The 19,562-nt window shown below is 51.0% G+C and carries 17 protein-coding genes; 10 read left to right on the top strand and 7 right to left on the bottom strand.

Annotated elements, in window-relative coordinates; translation table 11 throughout:
- Nucleotides 1-126 precede the first annotated feature (126 nt).
- Both pyrD and zapC read left to right on the top strand, forming a co-directional pair.
- Entirely contained in the window at nucleotides 127-1,137 is a 1,011-nt protein-coding gene (pyrD, locus tag GHC22_RS14960; RefSeq protein WP_003831973.1) for a quinone-dependent dihydroorotate dehydrogenase, read from the top strand.
- Between the two features lie 165 nt (nucleotides 1,138-1,302).
- Nucleotides 1,303-1,845 (top strand): cell division protein ZapC, encoded by a 543-nt coding sequence (zapC, locus tag GHC22_RS14955; protein WP_003035852.1) that lies wholly within the window; start codon nucleotides 1,303-1,305, stop codon nucleotides 1,843-1,845.
- On the opposite strand, the gene GHC22_RS14950 is transcribed toward zapC, so the two are convergent.
- Nucleotides 1,842-2,948, bottom strand: coding sequence for a YcbX family protein (locus tag GHC22_RS14950; RefSeq protein ID WP_153753389.1), 1,107 nt, complete (start codon nucleotides 2,946-2,948; stop codon nucleotides 1,842-1,844). The genes zapC and GHC22_RS14950 overlap by 4 nt on opposite strands.
- Nucleotides 2,949-3,046: 98 nt before the next feature.
- Here GHC22_RS14950 and rlmKL point away from each other — a divergent pair, with 98 nt between their 5' ends.
- From rlmKL to rmf, 6 genes are all read left to right on the top strand, one after another.
- Nucleotides 3,047-5,155: a bifunctional 23S rRNA (guanine(2069)-N(7))-methyltransferase RlmK/23S rRNA (guanine(2445)-N(2))-methyltransferase RlmL gene (rlmKL, locus tag GHC22_RS14945; protein WP_153753387.1), complete on the top strand. Its 2,109-nt coding sequence runs from the start codon at nucleotides 3,047-3,049 to the stop codon at nucleotides 5,153-5,155.
- Between the two features lie 12 nt (nucleotides 5,156-5,167).
- Nucleotides 5,168-7,075: an ABC transporter ATP-binding protein gene (locus GHC22_RS14940; protein WP_008784281.1), complete on the top strand. Its 1,908-nt coding sequence runs from the start codon at nucleotides 5,168-5,170 to the stop codon at nucleotides 7,073-7,075.
- Between the two features lie 15 nt (nucleotides 7,076-7,090).
- Nucleotides 7,091-8,344 carry a membrane integrity-associated transporter subunit PqiA gene (pqiA, locus tag GHC22_RS14935; RefSeq protein ID WP_032942902.1) on the top strand — a complete coding sequence of 418 codons (1,254 nt, stop codon included), beginning with the start codon at nucleotides 7,091-7,093 and terminating at the stop codon, nucleotides 8,342-8,344.
- A 4-nt stretch (nucleotides 8,345-8,348) separates the two neighbouring features.
- Nucleotides 8,349-9,989 (top strand): intermembrane transport protein PqiB, encoded by a 1,641-nt coding sequence (gene pqiB / locus GHC22_RS14930; protein ID WP_048235695.1) that lies wholly within the window; start codon nucleotides 8,349-8,351, stop codon nucleotides 9,987-9,989.
- Entirely contained in the window at nucleotides 9,986-10,549 is a 564-nt protein-coding gene (gene pqiC, locus GHC22_RS14925) for a membrane integrity-associated transporter subunit PqiC (protein ID WP_048214507.1), read from the top strand. Before pqiB ends, pqiC begins: the two co-directional genes overlap by 4 nt.
- A gap of 256 nt (nucleotides 10,550-10,805) precedes the next feature.
- Nucleotides 10,806-10,973, top strand: a complete 168-nt coding sequence (gene rmf, locus GHC22_RS14920) for a ribosome modulation factor (RefSeq protein WP_003035871.1) — start codon at nucleotides 10,806-10,808, stop codon at nucleotides 10,971-10,973.
- A gap of 107 nt (nucleotides 10,974-11,080) precedes the next feature.
- On the opposite strand, the gene fabA is transcribed toward rmf, so the two are convergent.
- On the bottom strand, nucleotides 11,081-11,599 hold the full coding sequence (fabA, locus tag GHC22_RS14915; protein WP_003035875.1) for a bifunctional 3-hydroxydecanoyl-ACP dehydratase/trans-2-decenoyl-ACP isomerase: 519 nt from the start codon (nucleotides 11,597-11,599) through the stop codon (nucleotides 11,081-11,083).
- Between the two features lie 68 nt (nucleotides 11,600-11,667).
- A complete protein-coding gene (locus GHC22_RS14910; RefSeq protein WP_153753385.1) occupies nucleotides 11,668-13,428 on the bottom strand; it encodes a Lon protease family protein in 1,761 nt (586 codons plus the stop codon).
- A gap of 185 nt (nucleotides 13,429-13,613) precedes the next feature.
- Here GHC22_RS14910 and matP point away from each other — a divergent pair, with 185 nt between their 5' ends.
- Nucleotides 13,614-14,066: a macrodomain Ter protein MatP gene (matP, locus tag GHC22_RS14905; RefSeq protein ID WP_032942905.1), complete on the top strand. Its 453-nt coding sequence runs from the start codon at nucleotides 13,614-13,616 to the stop codon at nucleotides 14,064-14,066.
- A gap of 88 nt (nucleotides 14,067-14,154) precedes the next feature.
- Here matP and ompA read toward each other — a convergent pair whose 3' ends face one another.
- Both ompA and sulA read right to left on the bottom strand, forming a co-directional pair.
- Nucleotides 14,155-15,213 carry a porin OmpA gene (ompA, locus tag GHC22_RS14900; protein ID WP_153753383.1) on the bottom strand — a complete coding sequence of 353 codons (1,059 nt, stop codon included), beginning with the start codon at nucleotides 15,211-15,213 and terminating at the stop codon, nucleotides 14,155-14,157.
- Between the two features lie 357 nt (nucleotides 15,214-15,570).
- Nucleotides 15,571-16,080, bottom strand: coding sequence for an SOS-induced cell division inhibitor SulA (gene sulA / locus GHC22_RS14895; protein WP_008784287.1), 510 nt, complete (start codon nucleotides 16,078-16,080; stop codon nucleotides 15,571-15,573).
- Nucleotides 16,081-16,297: 217 nt separating this feature from the next.
- On the opposite strand from sulA, the gene GHC22_RS14890 reads away from it, so the two are divergent.
- Entirely contained in the window at nucleotides 16,298-16,912 is a 615-nt protein-coding gene (locus tag GHC22_RS14890; protein WP_079934916.1) for a TfoX/Sxy family DNA transformation protein, read from the top strand.
- Here GHC22_RS14890 and yccS read toward each other — a convergent pair.
- Together yccS and GHC22_RS14880 are read right to left on the bottom strand one after the other, a co-directional pair.
- Nucleotides 16,890-19,043: a YccS family putative transporter gene (gene yccS / locus GHC22_RS14885; RefSeq protein ID WP_048236463.1), complete on the bottom strand. Its 2,154-nt coding sequence runs from the start codon at nucleotides 19,041-19,043 to the stop codon at nucleotides 16,890-16,892. The two genes, GHC22_RS14890 and yccS, sit on opposite strands and share 23 nt — an antisense overlap.
- 18 nt (nucleotides 19,044-19,061) lie before the next feature.
- Nucleotides 19,062-19,508 (bottom strand): YccF domain-containing protein, encoded by a 447-nt coding sequence (locus tag GHC22_RS14880; protein ID WP_003831998.1) that lies wholly within the window; start codon nucleotides 19,506-19,508, stop codon nucleotides 19,062-19,064.
- Between the last annotated feature and the right edge of the window lie 54 nt (nucleotides 19,509-19,562).

Genomic DNA, 19,562 nt, shown 5'->3' with positions numbered 1-19,562 from the left:
GAAATTGAATAAAAAGGCAGAGGCGAGGAAAACGATTGCTATTTATTGCCGCAGGTCAATTCCCTTTTTGCTCGCGATCGCACATAATACGCCCCCGGTTTGCACACCGGGAATCCAGGAGAGTTCATGTACTACCCCTTCGTTCGTAAAGCCCTTTTTCAGCTCGATCCAGAGCGCGCTCATGAATTGACATTCCAGCAATTACGTCGCATTACCGGCACACCGCTTGAAGCGCTTGTGCGCCAGAAAGTACCGGCAAAACCGGTTACCTGTATGGGGTTGACGTTTAAAAATCCGCTCGGGCTTGCTGCCGGACTGGATAAAGACGGGGAGTGCATTGATGCGCTCGGCGCGATGGGATTTGGTTCCATTGAGATTGGTACCGTGACGCCACGCCCTCAGCCGGGTAACGATAAACCGCGTCTGTTCCGTCTGGTCGATGCAGAAGGTTTGATCAACCGCATGGGGTTTAATAACCACGGGGTTGATAACCTGGTTGAGAACGTTAAAAAATCACATTTCGACGGTATTCTGGGTATTAATATTGGTAAGAACAAAGATACCCCAGTAGAGAACGGCAAAGATGACTATCTGATTTGTATGGAAAAAGTCTATGCTTATGCTGGCTATATCGCGATTAATATCTCTTCGCCGAATACGCCGGGATTACGTACGCTACAATACGGCGAGGCGCTGGACGATCTCCTGACGGCAATTAAAAATAAGCAAAACGATCTGCAAGCGATCCACCATAAATATGTTCCGGTGGCGGTAAAGATCGCGCCGGATCTTTCTGTGGAAGAACTGATCCAGGTCGCCGATAGTTTAGTTCGTCATAATATTGATGGCGTAATTGCGACTAACACCACCCTCGATCGTTCTCTTGTTCAGGGAATGAAAAATTGCGATCAAATGGGTGGTCTGAGCGGTCGACCGTTGCAATTAAAAAGTACAGAAATTATTCGCCAGTTGTCTCAGGAATTAAAAGGTCAGCTGCCGATTATTGGTGTTGGTGGTATCGACTCGGTGATTGCTGCACGTGAGAAAATAGCTGCTGGTGCAACCCTCGTACAGATTTATTCGGGCTTTATTTTTAAAGGTCCGCCGTTGATAAAAGAAATCGTCAGCAATATCTGAATGCTACCTTAATCACAAACCAGGGCTTTATTTCTAGCCCTGGTTGTTTTATATTCCTTTACTGTTGCTTATTTAAACATTCTGAGCTTTTATTATTAGGGCAATAAACGAAGCGGCAAAAGGATACTGTCGTAACGGTGATGATTAAGGAAAGGAGAGAAACTGATGCGAATTAAACCCGACGATAACTGGCGCTGGTATTATGATGAAGAGCACGATCGTATGATGCTCGATTTAGCCAATGGCATGTTATTCCGTTCGCGTTTTGCTCGTAAAATGCTCACTCCTGATGCATTTTCTCCGTCAGGTTTTTGTGTTGATGACGCCGCGCTTTATTTTTCCTTTGAAGAAAAATGTCGCTACCTGGATTTAGCCAAAGAACAAAAAGCGGAACTGGTGCTTAATGCGCTGGTGGCGATTCGTTATCTCAAACCGCAAATGCCAAAAAGCTGGCACTTTGTCGCACACGGTATTAACTGGTCGCCGGTCGTGGGTGACGCAGCCTGTGTTGATTTAAGCGATACCGATGAACAGGTAAACCTGTTAGTGGTTGAGCCGGGTGAAAACGCCGCGCTTTGCCTGCTTGCGCAACCTGGCGTGGTTATCGCCGGGCGTACGATGCAGCTTGGCGATGCGATTAAAATAATGAATGACAGACTGAAACCGCAGGCCGTTGTTGACAGTTTCAGCCTTGAGCAGGCGGTTTAGCTCTCCAGCCTGATTGCCGTTTTGGGAACACAGCTACAGCACAGAATCGTTCCGTCGTCCCCCATCGCTGATTTCTTCAACGGGCTAACTTCGCCTTCTACCAGTCGAATTCGACAGCATCCGCAAATGCCTGCCCGGCATGAATAGGGAACCCGGATACCCTGGTTTTCCAACTGCTCAAGCAATACCTGTTGATTATTTCCGCGAAAGGTCTGTCCCTGCCAGTCAATAAGCACCGTGGCATCAGGTTGTTGTTCGGGTGTAGTTTCGTCTGATTCAGCCGCGCCGTACGCTCTGGCGGGGCCGGTTGCCAAAATTTCTACCTCATCGCCGACGCGAACAACGCCACTGTTACGCGCGATAAGATTCTGACCGAAATCGACATCGCCGTTATCTACCGCAGTACGGAAGGTTTGCAATGTGGCAAGCGGTTCACCGGATGGATGTTTCTGGCCTTTTTCCGGGCTAACTGTCGTGAAAATACAGCGGCTACAGGGTTTTGCTACATCAAAAATGACGTCACCAATACGAACCACTTTCCAGGTATCTTCTTCCCAGGCACCAGCTCCCGAAACCACTATATTGGGGCGAAACTGTTCCATTTTGACGCTTGCCGGACAGCGCTGTTGCACATCGCGCAGGGATGCTTCGTTGGCCAGCAGATAGGGATAACCATCAGCGAAGGATAAAGGAACATCAACATGGCGTTTTACACGGCGCGTCAGCTGCGGGCCGACCCAGCGTAACTGCACGTCACGGGAGAAAAAGCCGCTAAGCCACTGGTTGATAGCCGCTGGCGCAATACGCGCGGTAAAATGGTTTCCCCATACTTCTGTTGGTGCATCCTGGGGAGCGAAGTCGGCAAATCGCACGAGCGCGCTGCTGCCATCTGGAGCTGTAAGATGCAGTCCATCGTGGAATGGGGAAGGCGTAAAACGGACCATTTGTGGGAACTGGCGGGCGGTTATGAACGTTCCGTCAGGTTCAGTGATCATAAATATGCGATCAAAGGCGAGACCGCTAATATCTGCCAGGGCATGCGTAAGCCCAATGCCTCGCATTGATTTAACCGGATGAATAAAAAGTCGGGTTAACGTGACCACTGTACAGCCCCTCGAATGAAAATAAGCCTTCAACTTTATGACATACAGCCCATATTAGCTATAATGCGCAGCAATTTTCTCGGAGTAAAAGTGACATTATGAATTCTCTGTTTGCCAGTACGGCCCGCGGGCTGGAAGAGCTGTTAAAAACTGAACTGGAAAACCTCGGCGCGCTGGAGTGTCAGGTCGTTCAGGGTGGGGTCCATTTTAAGGGCGACACGCGGCTTGTTTACCAGAGCCTGATGTGGAGCCGCCTGGCCTCGCGCATTATCCTGCCGATGGGAGAGTGCAAGGTCTACAGCGATCTTGATCTGTACCTCGGCGTTCAGGCAATCGACTGGACAGAGATATTTAACCCTGGTGCTACGTTTGCCGTCCATTTTAGCGGACTGAACGAGACCATTCGTAACAGCCAGTACGGCGCGCTGAAGGTCAAGGATGCAATTGTCGATGCCTTTACCCGCAAAAATATGCCGCGTCCGAATGTGGATCGTGAATCCCCGGATCTGCGCATCAACGTCTGGTTGAACAAAGATACTGCCAGCATTGCGCTCGATCTGAGCGGTGACGGTTTGCATCAGCGTGGCTATCGCGATCGCGCGGGTCAGGCACCGATTAAAGAGACGCTGGCTGCCGCTATTGTTATGCGTTCTGGCTGGCAGCCAGGAACCCCGTTACTCGATCCGATGTGTGGTTCCGGCACGCTGCTGATTGAAGCGGCAATGTGGGCGACCGATCGCGCGCCGGGTCTGCTCCGTGGATACTGGGGCTTCAGCGGTTGGGCGCAACACGACGAAGCTGTCTGGCAAGAAGTTAAAGCCGAAGCGCAGGTGCGTGCGCGTAAGGGACTGGCTGACTATACCTCGCATTTTTATGGATCCGATAGCGATGCGCGCGTGATTGAAAAAGCGCGTAGTAATGCTCGCCGCGCCGGTATCGCCGATCTGATGACGTTTGACGTGAAAGATGTCGCCAAACTGAGCAATCCGCTGCCGAAAGGACCGTATGGGACAGTTATCAGTAACCCGCCTTACGGCGAACGTCTGGATAGCGAACCGGCGCTGATTGCCCTGCACAGCCTGCTGGGCCGTACGATGAAAAACCAGTTTGGCGGCTGGAATTTGTCGCTGTTCAGCGCCTCGCCGGATCTGCTCAGCAGCCTGCAATTACGTGCCGACAAGCAGTTCAAAGCGAAAAACGGCCCGCTGGATTGTGTGCAGAAGAATTATCACGTTGCAGAGACCACTGCGGACAGCAAGCCGGCTACGGTAGCGGAAGATTATGCCAACCGCCTGCGCAAGAATATTAAGAAGCTGGAAAAATGGGCGCGTCAGGAAGGCATTGAATGCTATCGCCTGTATGACGCTGACCTGCCGGAATACAACGTTGCAGTAGATCGTTACGGTGATTGGGTCGTGGTTCAGGAATACGCACCGCCGAAGACGGTCGATGCGCAAAAAGCACGTCAACGCTTGTTCGACATCATTGCCGCCACGCTGTCAGTACTGGAAATCGCGCCAAACAAACTGGTGCTGAAAACCCGTGAGCGTCAGAAAGGCAAGAATCAGTATCAGAAGATGAATGAGAAGGGTGAATTCATTGAGGTAAGCGAGTACAACGCGCGCCTGTGGGTGAACCTGACTGACTACCTTGATACGGGTTTATTCCTCGATCACCGTATTGCGCGCCGCATGTTGGGGCAGATGAGTAAAGGTAAGGACTTCCTCAACCTGTTTTCCTACACCGGTAGCGCCAGCGTACATGCAGGATTGGGCGGCGCGCGTAGCACCACGACGGTCGATATGTCGCGTACCTATCTGGAATGGGCGGAACGTAACCTGCGCCTGAATGGATTGAGCGGTCGCGCTCACCGTTTAATTCAGGCCGATTGCCTGGGCTGGCTGCGTGATGCGAATGAACAGTTTGATCTGATTTTCATCGATCCGCCGACGTTCTCTAACTCAAAACGTATGGAAGATTCGTTTGATGTGCAGCGCGATCATCTGGCGCTGATGAAAGATCTGAAACGTCTGCTGCGTAAAGACGGCACGATCATGTTCTCCAACAACAAACGTGGGTTCCGTATGGATCTCGACGGTTTGGCTGAACTGGGATTGAAAGCACAAGAAATTACCCAAAAAACGCTTTCCCAGGATTTTGCCCGTAACCGTCAGATCCACAATTGCTGGCTGATTACCGCAGCCTGAAAGGATAAATAAATGTCATTGATCAGTATGCATGGTGCATGGCTGTCGTTCAGCGATGCGCCACTTCTTGATAATGCAGAACTGCATATCGAAGATAACGAACGCGTCTGTTTGGTTGGCCGTAACGGCGCAGGTAAATCGACGCTGATGAAGATCCTGAACCGTGAGCAGGGGCTTGACGACGGGCGTATCATTTATGAGCAGGATCTGGTTGTGGCGCGTCTGCAACAGGATCCGCCGCGTAATGTTGAGGGCAGCGTGTATGATTTCGTTGCCGAGGGTATCGAAGAGCAGGCCGAGTATCTCAAACGTTATCACGATATTTCGCGTCTGGTGATGACTGATCCAAGCGACAGAAATCTGAATGAGATGGCGCGGGTTCAGGAAATGCTCGATCATCACAATCTGTGGCAGCTCGAAAGCCGTATTAATGAAGTGCTGGAGCAGTTGGGGCTGGATCCAAACGCCGCACTTTCTTCGCTTTCAGGCGGTTGGCTGCGTAAAGCGGCGCTGGGCCGCGCGTTAGTGAGCAATCCGCGTGTACTGCTGCTGGATGAACCAACGAACCACCTCGATATTGAAACTATCGACTGGCTGGAAGGGTTCCTGAAATCCTTCAATGGGACAATCATCTTCATTTCCCACGACCGTTCATTTATACGCAATATGGCGACGCGTATCGTCGACCTCGATCGTGGCAAGCTGGTGACTTATCCGGGGAATTACGATCAGTATCTGCTGGAGAAAGAAGAAGCGCTGCGCGTAGAAGAGTTACAAAATGCAGAGTTTGACCGCAAGCTGGCGCAGGAAGAGGTCTGGATCCGTCAGGGGATCAAAGCGCGCCGTACCCGTAATGAAGGCCGCGTGCGCGCACTGAAAGCCATGCGTCGCGAGCGTGGCGAACGTCGCGAAGTGATGGGCACGGCGAAGATGCAGGTCGAAGAGGCGAGCCGTTCAGGCAAGATTGTTTTCGAAATGGAGAACGTGGATTACCAGGTTGATGGAAAGCAGCTGGTAAAAGATTTCTCAGCACAGGTACAGCGCAGCGACAAAATTGCGCTAATCGGACCGAACGGCTGCGGCAAAACAACGCTGCTGAAGCTGATGTTAGGCCAGCTTCAGGCTGACAGTGGACGCATTCACGTCGGCACCAAGCTGGAAGTGGCCTATTTCGATCAGCACCGCGCCGAACTGGATCCCGATAAAACCGTGATGGACAACCTGGCTGAAGGTAAGCAAGAGGTGATGGTTAACGGTAAACCTCGCCATGTGCTGGGTTATCTGCAGGACTTCCTGTTCCATCCGAAACGCGCGATGACGCCAGTGCGAGCGCTCTCTGGTGGGGAACGAAATCGCCTGCTGTTGGCGCGTCTTTTTCTGAAACCCAGCAATCTTTTGATTCTCGATGAACCAACGAACGATCTTGACGTCGAAACGCTGGAACTGCTTGAAGAACTAATTGATAGCTATCAGGGGACTGTACTGCTGGTAAGCCACGACCGTCAGTTTGTGGATAATACTGTAACTGAATGCTGGATCTTCGAGGGCGGTGGTAAAATTGGTCGTTATGTCGGCGGTTATCATGACGCGCGCAGCCAGCAATCTCAGTATGTGGCGTTTAAACAACCGGTCGCGAAAAAAACAGAGGAAGCTGTTGCTCCTAAAGCAGAAATTGTCAAACGTGGCACGAGCAAACTAAGCTATAAACTGCAGCGCGAACTCGAGCAACTCCCCGCGCAGCTTGAAGAACTGGAAGCTAAACTGGAAAGGCTACAAGCGCAGGTTGCTGACGCCGCTTTTTTCAGTCAGCCACATGAGCAAACACAGCAGGTATTAGCTAATCTGAACGAAGCGGAACAAGAACTTGAGCAAGCCTTTGAGCGCTGGGAGTATCTTGAGTCTTTGAAGAACGGCGCATAATTTAAAGGAGCACATATGTGCGAACATCACCATGCCGCGAAGCATATTTTGTGCTCGCAGTGTGACATGCTGGTGGCGTTACCTCGCCTTGAGCATGGTCAAAAAGCGGCATGTCCACGATGTGGCACTACGTTAACGGTTGAGTGGGACGCGCCGCGGCAGCGTCCTACCGCCTATGTTTTAGCAGCATTGTTCATGCTGCTTCTGTCAAATCTCTTCCCCTTTGTGAATATGAACGTTGCAGGGGTGAGCAGCGAAGTGACGTTGCTGGAGATCCCCAGCGTTCTCTTTTCTGAAGACTACGCCAGTCTCGGCACCTTCTTTTTATTATTCGTGCAGTTGGTCCCCGCGTTTTGCCTGCTGACTATCCTGCTGCTGGTGAATCGGGTGCAGATGCCCGCCAGACTTAAGGCGGGTCTTGCACGCGTCCTGTTCCAGTTAAAAAGCTGGGGGATGGCGGAAATCTTCCTTGCCGGCGTGCTGGTCAGCTTCGTTAAGCTTATGGCTTACGGCGATATCGGCGTGGGCAGCAGCTTTATTCCGTGGTGCTTCTTTTGCGTTTTGCAACTGCGCGCATTCCAGTGCGTTGACCGTCGCTGGCTGTGGGATGATATTGCGCCAATGCCAGTGATTAAGCAGGAGTTAAAACCTGGCGTGCCCGGCATTCGACAGGGACTGCGTTCCTGCTCTTGCTGCACCGCGATTCTTCCCGCTGATGAGCGGGTGTGTCCGCGCTGCCAGACGAAAGGCTATGTGCGGCGTAAAAACAGTCTGCAATGGACGTTGGCATTACTGTTTACGTCAATCATGCTTTATCTTCCTGCCAATATTTTGCCGATTATGATTACCGATCTGCTCGGGTCAAAGCTGCCATCAACGATACTTGAGGGGGTGGTTTTAATCTGGAGCGAAGGCTCGTATCCGGTGGCTGCGGTTATTTTTATCGCCAGTATTATGGTGCCGACGTTGAAAATGATCGCCATTGCCTGGTTATGTTGGGATGCCAAAGGCCACGGCAAACGTGACAGCGAACGTATGCACCTGATTTATGAAGTTGTGGAATTTGTCGGTCGCTGGTCAATGATCGACGTCTTTGTGATTGCGGTACTCTCTGCGCTGGTGCGCATGGGAGGGTTAATGAACATTTATCCTGCAATGGGTGCTTTGATGTTTGCTTTAGTCGTCATTATGACAATGTTTTCTGCGATGACATTTGATCCGCGTCTGTCGTGGGACCGTGAACCAGAACCAGGCCATGAGGAGTCCTGACAGCATGGAATCTAAAAGTGGGGAAGCCAAAGTGCAAAAGGTAAAAAACTGGTCGCCCGTGTGGATATTCCCTATCGTCACTGCACTCATTGGCGCGTGGGTTCTGTTTTATCACTACAGTCATCAGGGGCCGGAAGTCACGCTGATTACCACCAATGCCGAAGGTATTGAAGGGGGCAAAACGACGATTAAGAGCCGCAGTGTGGATGTCGGTATCGTCGAGAGCGCAACCCTGACTGATGATTTGACCCATGTGGAGATTAAAGCGCGTCTTAACTCCGGAATGGAAAAGCTGCTGCATAAAGATTCTGTCTTTTGGGTGGTGAAGCCGCAGGTTGGACGTGAAGGTATCAGTGGGCTCGGCACGCTATTGTCCGGGGCTTATATTGAACTGCAGCCCGGCAATAAAGGCAGTAAGCTGGAAAATTACCAACTGCTGGATTCACCGCCCCTGGCCCCGCCAGATGCAAAAGGGATCCGTGTGATTCTGGACAGCAAAAAAGCCGGTCAGTTGAGCCCAGGCGATCCGGTGCTTTTCCGCGGCTATCGTGTGGGCTCGGTTGAAACCAGCACGTTTGATGCGCAAAAGCGTACGATCAGCTATCAGCTTTTCATCAATGCGCCTAACGATCGTCTGGTGACCAGCAATGTACGTTTCTGGAAAGACAGCGGGATCGCCGTAGATCTTACCTCAGCAGGTATGCGCGTAGAAATGGGATCGCTCTCCACGCTGTTTGGCGGTGGTGTAAGTTTTGATGTGCCCGAAGGACTGGAACAAGGTCAACCGGTTGAGCAGCAGGCCTCATTTAACCTCTATGACGATCAAAAAAGTATTCAGGATTCCCTGTATACCGATCATATTGATTACCTGATGTTCTTTAAAGATTCGATTCGTGGCCTACAGCCTGGTGCACCGCTGGAATTCCGTGGCATCCGCTTGGGTACGGTGAGTAAAGTACCTTTCTTCTCACCGAATATGCGTCAGGTATTTAACAATGATTACCGCATTCCGGTGCTGGTGCGTATTGAACCAGAACGTCTGAAGGCACAGCTGGGAGAAGATACCGATGTTGGCGCTCATTTGGAGCAACTGCTTAAACGCGGATTACGAGGATCGCTCAAAACCGGGAACCTGGTGACCGGCGCGCTGTATGTCGATCTCGACTTCTACCCGAAAGAGCCGCCGATTACCGGTGTACGCGAATTCAATGGTTATCAAATTATTCCGACCGTGAGCGGTGGTCTGGCGCAGATCCAACAGCGTCTGATGGAAGCGTTGGATAAGATTAACAATCTGCCGCTGAACCCGATGATTGAGCAGGCAACCAATACGCTGTCGGAAAGCCAGCGCACAATGAAACATCTGCAAACCACGCTGGATAACATGAACAAGATCACGTCCAGCCAGTCGATGCAGGATCTGCCGGCGGATATGCAAAACACGCTACGTGAACTGAATCGTAGTATGCAGGGCTTCCAGCCTGGTTCCGCGGCCTACAACAAGATGGTGGCGGATATGCAGCGTCTTGATCAGGTACTGCGTGAACTGCAACCGGTACTGAAAACGTTGAACGATAAGAGTAATGCGCTGGTATTTGAAGCGAAGGACAAAAAAGATCCAGAGCCGAAGAGGGCGAAACAATGAAAAAGTGGCTAGTGGTGATGATGGCGGTCTGGCTGACGTCATGCAGCTCCAGCGGAGAAAATAAAAGCTATTACCAGCTCCCTATCGCACAAGGCGGTGTGCAGAGCTCTGCCAATCAGGGAAACCGTCTGCTGTGGGTTGAACAGATTGCGGTACCTGATTATCTGGCCGGTAATGGGGTGGTTTACCAGACCAGCGATGTGCAATATGTGATAGCCAATAATAATCTCTGGGCCAGCCCATTAGATCAGCAATTGCGCAATACACTGGTTGCGAACCTCAGTATGCAGTTGCCTGGCTGGGTTGTCGCTTCACAACCGCTGGGAAGCACTCAGGATACGCTGAACGTGACCGTAACCGGCTTCCACGGTCGGTACGATGGTAAGGTTATTGTGAGCGGTGAATGGTTGCTGAATCATCAGGGACAACTGATCAAACGCCCGTTCCACATCGAAGTTGTGCAGACGAAAGACGGCTACGATGAGATGGTGAAGGTTCTAGCCAATGCCTGGAGTCAGGAAGCGACGGCCATTGCTCAAGAGCTGAAACGCATCCCTTAAGCTTAAATAATTGTAAATTATGCCGCCCCTGGTTCATTGCCCGGGGCGGTTTTTTTTATTTTTTTAGCCGTGAAGATAGCTGTTCTGACTGACTATTTTTGTACAAATGATTTAGAGGCTAGCTCACAAATATGACACTGGCGTGAATTTTGCGCATTGACGAGCCTGATGTTTAGGGGTATTCGTTTAGTGTGATTGCACACTTAGTAATCACTGTTTTCTTTTCCACCAGACCCAAAAATGAGGGAAACGAGGCATGAAGAGACAAAAACGAGATCGCCTGGAACGGGCACATCAACGTGGATATCAGGCCGGCATTGCCGGACGCTCAAAAGAAATGTGTCCCTATCAGACGCTGAATCAGAGGTCATACTGGCTGGGAGGCTGGCGAGAAGCCATGGGGGATAGGGTTTTAATGGCCTGATTCTGTCTCTTTAGATAAAAGAAACCTCCGCAGAGCGGAGGTTTCGCCTTTTTGCACACCAGATAAAACGGGGAAACGTTAATGTCTGGCTGCTTCGCAGTTCTGGATTAGAACGCGGAAGTGTCCTGGAACAGACCCACTTTCAGATCGTTTGCGGTGTAGATCAGACGACCATCAACCAGCACTTCACCATCTGCCAGGCCCATGATCAGGCGACGGTTAACGATGCGTTTGAAGTGAATGCGGTAAGTGACTTTCTTCGCGGTCGGCAGAACCTGGCCGGTGAATTTAACTTCGCCTACGCCCAGCGCACGGCCTTTACCTTCGCCGCCCAGCCAGCCGAGATAGAATCCAACCAGTTGCCACATGGCGTCGAGACCCAGGCAGCCCGGCATCACCGGATCGCCGATAAAGTGACAACCGAAGAACCACAGGTCCGGGTTGATATCCAGTTCAGCTTCAACATAACCTTTGTCAAAGTTGCCACCGGTTTCGGTCATCTTGATGACACGGTCCATCATCAGCATGCTTGGTGCTGGCAGTTGTGGCCCTTTAGCGCCAAACAGCTCACCGCGACCAGAGGCAAGAAGGTCTTCTTTCGTATAGGATTCGCGTTTATCTACCATGTTCTCTGTAAGCCTTATTTTATTGAAGCACGCAGGATAGCTAACACGTGTACGCTGAACAAGTCCGATCAGTTCGGAATAATCCAGTTCAGCCAACGTAGCGGCCATGGAAAACGGTGACGACCTTCCTGTTGCGTTGCCGTGGCAATACGCTCCTGAATGGTTTGCATCAGCGTTGTCTGGCCTTCGCCATCCCACACCAGATTTAACAACAGTGGCAGCGCATCGGTCACGTCGTCCACCGCCCAGATAGTGAATTTTTCTTCTTCTATGGCCTGTAGCAGCGCAGGCTGCAGGCTGAGGTGTCTGACGTTAGCCGAAGGAATGATAACGCCCTGCGTGCCCGTCAGCTCACGCTGCTGGCAGATGGCGAAGAAACCTTCAATTTTCTCATTCAGACCACCGACAGGTTGCGCCCGACCAAACTGATCGACAGAACCGGTAATAGCGATACTTTGATTAACAGGTACGTCGGCGAGGGCGCTTATCAATGCGCACAGTTCTGCCATGGACGCGCTGTCACCGTCCACCTCACTGTAAGATTGCTCAAAGGTCAGCGAGGCAGAGAAGGGGATCTGTTGCTCCAGCTGGAGTTCCGACATCAGGAACGCCTGCATAATCATCATACCCTTGGCATGAATATTTCCGCCAAGCTCGGCTTTGCGCTCAATATCCGTAAACTCGCCGTCGCCAATATGCACGACGCAACTGATACGAGAAGGCTCGCCAAATGCGCGTGGGTGGCCCGGAAACTCAATCACCGACAAGGCGTTGATCTGGCCAATACGCTCGCCTTCCGTCTCGATAAGGATCTGCTCTTGCAGAATTTCATCCTGCATGCGTTCAGCCAGGAATCCCTCACGCCATTCGCGCTGAGCCAGCATCAGGCTGAACTGTTCAGCGTTGCAGGTTTCGCCCTCGCATAACGGAGCCACCTCTTTGAACTGTCGGGTGATCCACAGCGGGTTAAGCGGCAATGTATCCTGTTCACCGGTATAGCGAACGGCTTCACGGATCAGAACCTGCCAGGCATCAGGAGCGGGGTAAGGCAAATTATTGCGCATAGCAGTATGCGTGACCCATTGACACCACTGCGTCATGGTTTCGGCATCCACTACCTGCAGATTATCTTCAAACTCGCTGTAAATGGCCTGCTCAGCCAGCTCTGGTTCCATGTCCTGGAAATCCGCCAGCGATTCACGCTCACCTACTAAAATCACTTTCAGTTTAAGCGGCATAGGCGGAACGGAGACAGGCAGCGGGCGAGACTCATCAAAAGCCACCCAATCAAAACGCTCGTGGCTGACAATGGCTTTCAGGCGCATCCATAACAGCGGTTGGGCCAACAGCGTGCGCAATGAGATAACCAGCACACCTCCATTGGCCTGATGTACCAGACCTGGCTGCAGCGTAATTTCGCCATTGAACTGACGCAGACAGCCAAACAGTTGTTCGGCTTCGGCCCAGTCAGCGCTGACCACCTGCGTCAACGTCGCAAAATTGTCTTCCGCTTTCTCAGCTGTACGATAACGAATAGTGTGACCGGAGATGTCGTAATGGCCGCCAGTCAGGCTTCCCGCATCCGTGTGCAAGGGACGTGCAGCCTTTGCAATAAGGTTGAGATACTCAAGCTCTTCCGGTGCTTTTACCAACATGAACGAGGATGTTGTCCAGTGCTGAAGAAGCTGCTCTAGCGCGAATTGTAAACGTGGCTGAGTATCACTAAGTAAGGTGTCGGTGTCGTCAGTGACGTGCGGCTGTGCAAATACTTCCTGATAACTGTCGGTATCAGGAACCAGATCACGCCATGCAAGTTTCGTAATGGTCAAAGTTGATGTTTTTTAGTCTGTTGTAAAAAACGAGATTATACCGTAACCCTCACCACTAAACACCTGGAAAGCACCGCGAAACGGTTGTGATGACGCGCGACAGTTCACAGGCTGGATATTCTTTTCTTCAGATGCCGAAAAAGCTGATATTCTGATAAGAGTTACACGGTAACATTGAGATCGCAATGAAATATCAACAACTTGAAAACCTTGAAAGCGGCTGGAAATGGAAGTATCTGGTGAAGAAGCATCGTGAGGGGGAATTAATCACCCGTTACGTCGAGGCCAGCGCTGCCAAAGAAGCCGTTGATTTATTGCTAACCCTCGAAAATGAACCGGTTCGGGTCAATAGCTGGATTGAAGAACACATGAATCCTGCGCTGCTTAATCGTATGAAACAAACCATACGTGCCAGGCGCAAGCGGCACTTTAATGCTGAGCATCAGCATACCCGGAAGAAATCCATCGATCTGGAATTTATGGTCTGGCAGCGTCTGGCTGGTCTTGCGCAGCGGCGCGGAAAAACGCTTTCTGAAACTATTGTGCAGCTAATTGAAGACGCAGAGCATAAAGAGAAGTACGCGAACAAAATGTCGACATTGAAACAGGATTTACAGGCGTTGCTGGGGAAAGAGTAGCGGTCGGCTGGTTTAATGCGTGGCTTACTTTGGATGAAAACAGATGAAAAAAAACCCCGCATAGCGGGGTTTTTTATAAGACGATAACTTAAGCCTGAGGCTGAGTTACAACGTCTTTGATGCCTTTAACTTCGATCTCAACACGACGATCCGGAGCCAGGCAGTCGATCAGTGCAGCGCGAGCTTTCACGTTGTCACAGGTGTTGCCAGTAACTGGGTTGGATTCACCCATGCCACGTGCAGAGATTTTGTCAGAAGGAATACCTTTAGAGATCAGGTAATCAACAACGGACTGAGCACGTTTCTCGGACAGAGCCTGGTTGTAAGCGTCAGAACCGATACGGTCAGTGAAGCCCAGAACTACTACGGAACCGTCTTTCGGATCCAGGTTGCTCAGCTGGCTGTACATCTGATCCAGAGCCTGCTGGCCTTCTGGTTTCAGAGTTGCTTTGTTGAAGTTGAACAGAACGTCAGACTTCAGAGTGAAGTGCTTGGTCTGTACTTCTGGAGCCGGAGCCGGAGCAACAACTACTGGAGCTGCTTCTTCCTGCTGACCGAAACGGTAAGAAACACCAACGCTCAACAGGCCGTTATCCGGACGACCACCAACGGTGTTCGCGTCACCGATGTTGTTGGTCCACTGGTATTCCAGACGGGTAGCGATTTCAGGAGTAATTGCATACTCTACGCCACCAGCGAATACTGGGGATACACCAGTGTCGTGGTCTTTGAAACCGTTGCTGCTTTTAGCGTCTGCACGCCAAACCATACCACCCAGACGGGTATAAACGTCCAGATCGTCAGTGATTGGGTAACCCAGTTTAGCGGTCAGCTGAACGCCCTGAGCTTTGAAAGCGCCATTTTGATTGGTAGCGTCAGCAGTGCCTTTGTACGGCATACGACCTAACCAGTCATAACCCATTTCGAAACCAACGTACGGGTTAACCTGATAACCACCGAACGCACCGGCACCCAGTTGGCTTTCGTGGGTCGGACCGGTGTTGTTGATCTGGTTGTTGCCAATATCATGGTACTGAGACCAGCCCATTTTAGCACCAGCGTACCAGGTGTTATCTTTCGGAGCGGCCTGCGCCACGGTAGCGAAACCAGCCAGTGCCACTGCAATTGCGATAGCTGTCTTTTTCATTTTTTGCGCCTCGTTATCATCCAAAATTCGCCATGAATATCTCCGAAGAGAGATAACACGGTTAAATCCTTCACCCGGGGACCAGTTCAATAGTTACTCTACCGATATCTGCGGCTTACGCCGAGCACCCCTGGCGATGTAAAGTCTACAACGTAGTTGAAAACTTACAAGTGTGAAGTCCGTCAGGCATATGAAAAAAAAAGGCTTGTATACACAATATTTAACATTTATGGCTGAATAAATGTACTGAGGATATCCTGAAAACCGCTTCAGACAAGCGTTCAGACGAAAAACACATTACAGCTCAAAGACAAATTGAAAGATGAAAAAAAATTCCAGGATAAATCCTAATTTTACTCAATGATACAAATTCGAGTGAATTTTTAGCCCGGAATGCTGTCTCCCCGCAAGTGTCTGGGCGCGAACCGGACGCATGATAAAACCCATCGCATTACCTTCATCAGCCGCTTTGACCAGTTCGGCATGTTCATCTTCCGTTAATTCTTCCGCCAGCCAGCCAATAACGACGCTGTAATTACCCGTGCGCAGCGCACGAATCATCGATTCCAGCGTATTGCAGGGGGAGAGCTGACTAATTTGCATGACTTTCGTCAATGGAAGTCCAGCTGACTGCACCCACTCCCGGCTTAATTTTTGCTGAGGCGTCAGCCACAGCTGCCAGCGTGATTGTTGCCCTAACTGTTGCAGCAGGGGAAGCAGCAGCAGTTGTGTCATCATGGGCTGGTCCTCGCGATAGACAACTTCACTGATAAGCCCAGCGGTTGCGTTCTCTGATGAAACGCGCGCAATGTTGCTTGATGTGGAAGAGAACGACGATGAACGATTTGCATAGCCTGAAGTGTACATAATCAATCCAGCCCTGTGAGTTACTGTATGGATATACAGTAACCCTGCCATCAACAAAGATCAACCTTATTTTCGGAAACAGGTTCGCATTTTTTAGTCGTCGTCACGGGAAAAATAAAATTCATCTTGCCCCATACGCATAAGTTGCCTATTTTCGTCATTAACGGATCCGCTACTGAAAATCATTTGCTTACGTTATGATTTAAAAAGGATTTTTATGAAAGAGCTTTCTTATGCAAGGATCTATAAATCGCAGGAATATCTGGCTTCTCTGGGGACAATTCACTATCGCTCACTGTTTGGTGGCTACAGTCTGACGGTTGGCGATACGGTCTTTGCCATGGTTGCTAATGGTGAGCTGTATCTTCGCGCCTGTGAGCAGAGCGCCCAGTATTGTGTACAAAATTCTCCTGTCTGGCTGACATTTATTAAGCGCGGACGTCCTCTTGTACTTAATTATTACCAGGTGAACGATGCCCTGTGGCAAAACCAGCAGCAGCTGGTGTCGCTATCGCGATATTCGTTGGATGCAGCGGTTAAGGAAAAACAGAGTCGCTTTGCCCAGCATCGTCTGCGGGAATTGCCGAATATGACGTTTCATCTGGAGACTCTGTTGAATGAAGTTGGAATTAAAGATGAGGGGACCATGCGATCGTTGGGAGCACAAATGTGCTGGCTGAAACTTCGGCAAAATAACCCGGCTCTGACGGTAAAAGTACTCTATGCCCTTGAAGGCGCGGTAGGGGGGATACATGAAGCCGCGCTCCCGGCGACGCGTCGCCAGGAGCTGGTTGAGTGGGTAAGTTCTCTTACGCCGGAGCCGGGGTATTAGACGGCAGCACGTCAATTTGCTGCTGTAATCGCCGGATCTCTGGGAGCAGGGCGATCAATAGCCCAACTTGCTGAACGACCAGCGGCTCTTTACTGTCCGGGCGGGGTTCCAGGTGCTGAATTCGCTGCTTCAGCCCTTCTAACGCCTGATATACACGCTGCTCGTCAGCGGGTTGATGGTGAAGGGCATCATCAACATAGCAAACAGCGTCATCCAGCAATGCCAAAACATCTGGATTGGTCAGCTGTTCGCGATGTGCGCCCAGCGCAGAAATATAGCTGGTAAACGTATGGTTGAGACACAGTAAACGGAACGCCGTTTCGCGGGTTTGGGCCGTGACATCCGGCTCGCTCGACATGTTTGATACCACGGAGGCGAGTTCAGCATCACGATTATGCGCATCACGGCGAGCGATACGGTAGGCCAGACGATTATCACGACCCTGATGATATTGTTCGAGAATTGCATCAAGGTAGCGGCAGTTAGCGTCAGTCGCCCGCTCAATTACCCGTGGTAGATTACGAAAACGCCAGTCTGGCCAGATGAAACTGACAGCCGCCCAGGCGATGGCACAGCCAATTAGCGTATCGATGACACGCGGCAGCGCAACCTCAAAGCCTTCGCCGAGCAGGTTAAAGCACAGTAACACCAGCAGCGTGATAAACATGGTGGCGTGAGCATACTGGACGTTGCGAAAGGCAAAAAACAGTACACCAGTGATCACCAGGAGTATCAGTTGCCCTTCGAGAGAGGGCACAAACCACAGGATCGGTAAACCAATGGCAATCCCAACCAACGTGCCGATAATCCTGAGCGCCAGGCGATGTCGGGTGGCGTTGTAGTTTGGCTGACAGACAAACAGGCTGGTCAGCAAGATCCAGTATCCGTGATTCATGCCGGTTATCTGGATAATGGCGTAACCAACACAGAGCACTAACGACATGCGAACGGCATGGCGAAACAGAGCAGACTCAGGGGTGAAATTACGGCTCAGACGTAACCAGATATCACTGAATCCATGGGGACTGTCATCGGCAAGCTGATTTTCAGACTCATTGCGCGAGAGTACCTGAGCCTGTTCAGACTCTATGGTAGCAAGCTGCGCGTCGATTGCCCGTAGGTTTGACAGTAAAAAACCCAGCGTATTGAGCAGGTCGGCAGGTTCACCACTGGCACGCATGCGCTCAAGTGCGGCATCTATATGGGTGAAGGCGCGCTCAAAGTGCGGATCGTGCTGGTAAGGTGTGCGCAATAAAATACAGCGAGATAATTGTGAACAGGCTTGCCCTTGCATCGACATCAACCGCTGGAAACGGAACATCACATCGCTGTGACGGAAATGATCGCGTAGCGTTTGATACTGAATATGTGAAGAGCTTGCGCGTTCATGAATATCCTGCGCCACAAAATAGTAATGTAGCGTGCGACGTGTTCCCCGTTGTCCACGGTCACCGCGCAGGCGGGTCAGCAGCGACACTTTAGTCTGATTCAGCGTTGCCATCAGTTGGCCATTCGCGAGAGCTAAATCATACAACGGTGCCTGGCTTTCATCTTCTATGTCGGGGTCAAAAAGACGCGATTTCAGTTCCAGGTAGTGCGCTAACTGTTCGTAGCTGCGTGCCAGATTGTCCTGTAAGGGGCGGATGGGGAACAGAAGATGTCCGGTGAGCGTCAGCAGGTTATACCAGATAGCGCCAGCGAGCAGCAGGATGGGTTGTTGATACCACTGATCGTAAAGCGAGGTGCCCAGCATCGTGTAAATGGCGATCAGCAATGCGCCAAAAGCAATAGTTGCATAGCGCTGGCCTAATCCCCCCAGCAGAATAAAGCCGCTGGTGGAAAGCGTTAACCCAATAGCAAACAGCCATGGCCATGGGAAGAGCAGTTCAACGGAGGCCGAGGCAATAAAAAAGCACACCAGTGTGATGATTAAATTGCGCAGTCGGCCTGCGAGACGATCGTCCAGATCGGTAAGTGCGGCAGCGACCATACCTAGCGTGAGTGGGATAGTCAGCTTGACGTCACCCAGCCACCAGGGTAGCGCCGTTGTGCCGCATAGCGCGATAAAAATCCGCACGTAGTACAGCCATGTGCTGTTCCAGGTATAGCGTTTGAGCAGAGGACTTAACATAAAGGCCATCGGTCCTGATTATTCAAAACGACGACGTGCATTGGCTTCACGCGCTGCACGGGCAACTTCTACTGAAACCACCCGGCGACCCACCGGCCAGAGCGCAATGGCAGCGATTTTAAAGTTCGCAATGCCAACCGGAATACCAATAATTGTTATGCACTGGGCAATACCAGAGATAATGTGCATCAGGCACAACCACCAGCCGAAGAAAATCAGCCAGAAAATATTGAGCACGGTGCCGCCGGTATTTAACAGGACGCTTTTACCGGCCGGATTCAGTTCATCGACATGAATCGCTTCGTTACCATAGGGAAACAGCGAAAGTCGGGTTATCTCCCAGCATGAACGGGTCAAGGGTAAAGTAAAAATAAGCACGACACTGACCAGCGTTGCCAGTAACCAGGCCAGGGTGGTGGCGAACCCCCCAAGCACAAAATTTAAAATATTCAGAACAGTACGCATAAACCCTCGGTTAACTCTGGTTTTCTGTGAATTCGGCAATTGTAACGTTTTTTT

The organism is Citrobacter sp. H12-3-2 (assembly GCF_009649895.1).
Taxonomy (GTDB): domain Bacteria; phylum Pseudomonadota; class Gammaproteobacteria; order Enterobacterales; family Enterobacteriaceae; genus Citrobacter; species Citrobacter portucalensis.
Note: the sequence above shows the minus strand (reverse complement) of the source record. Positions and strands in the feature narration are given on the sequence as shown.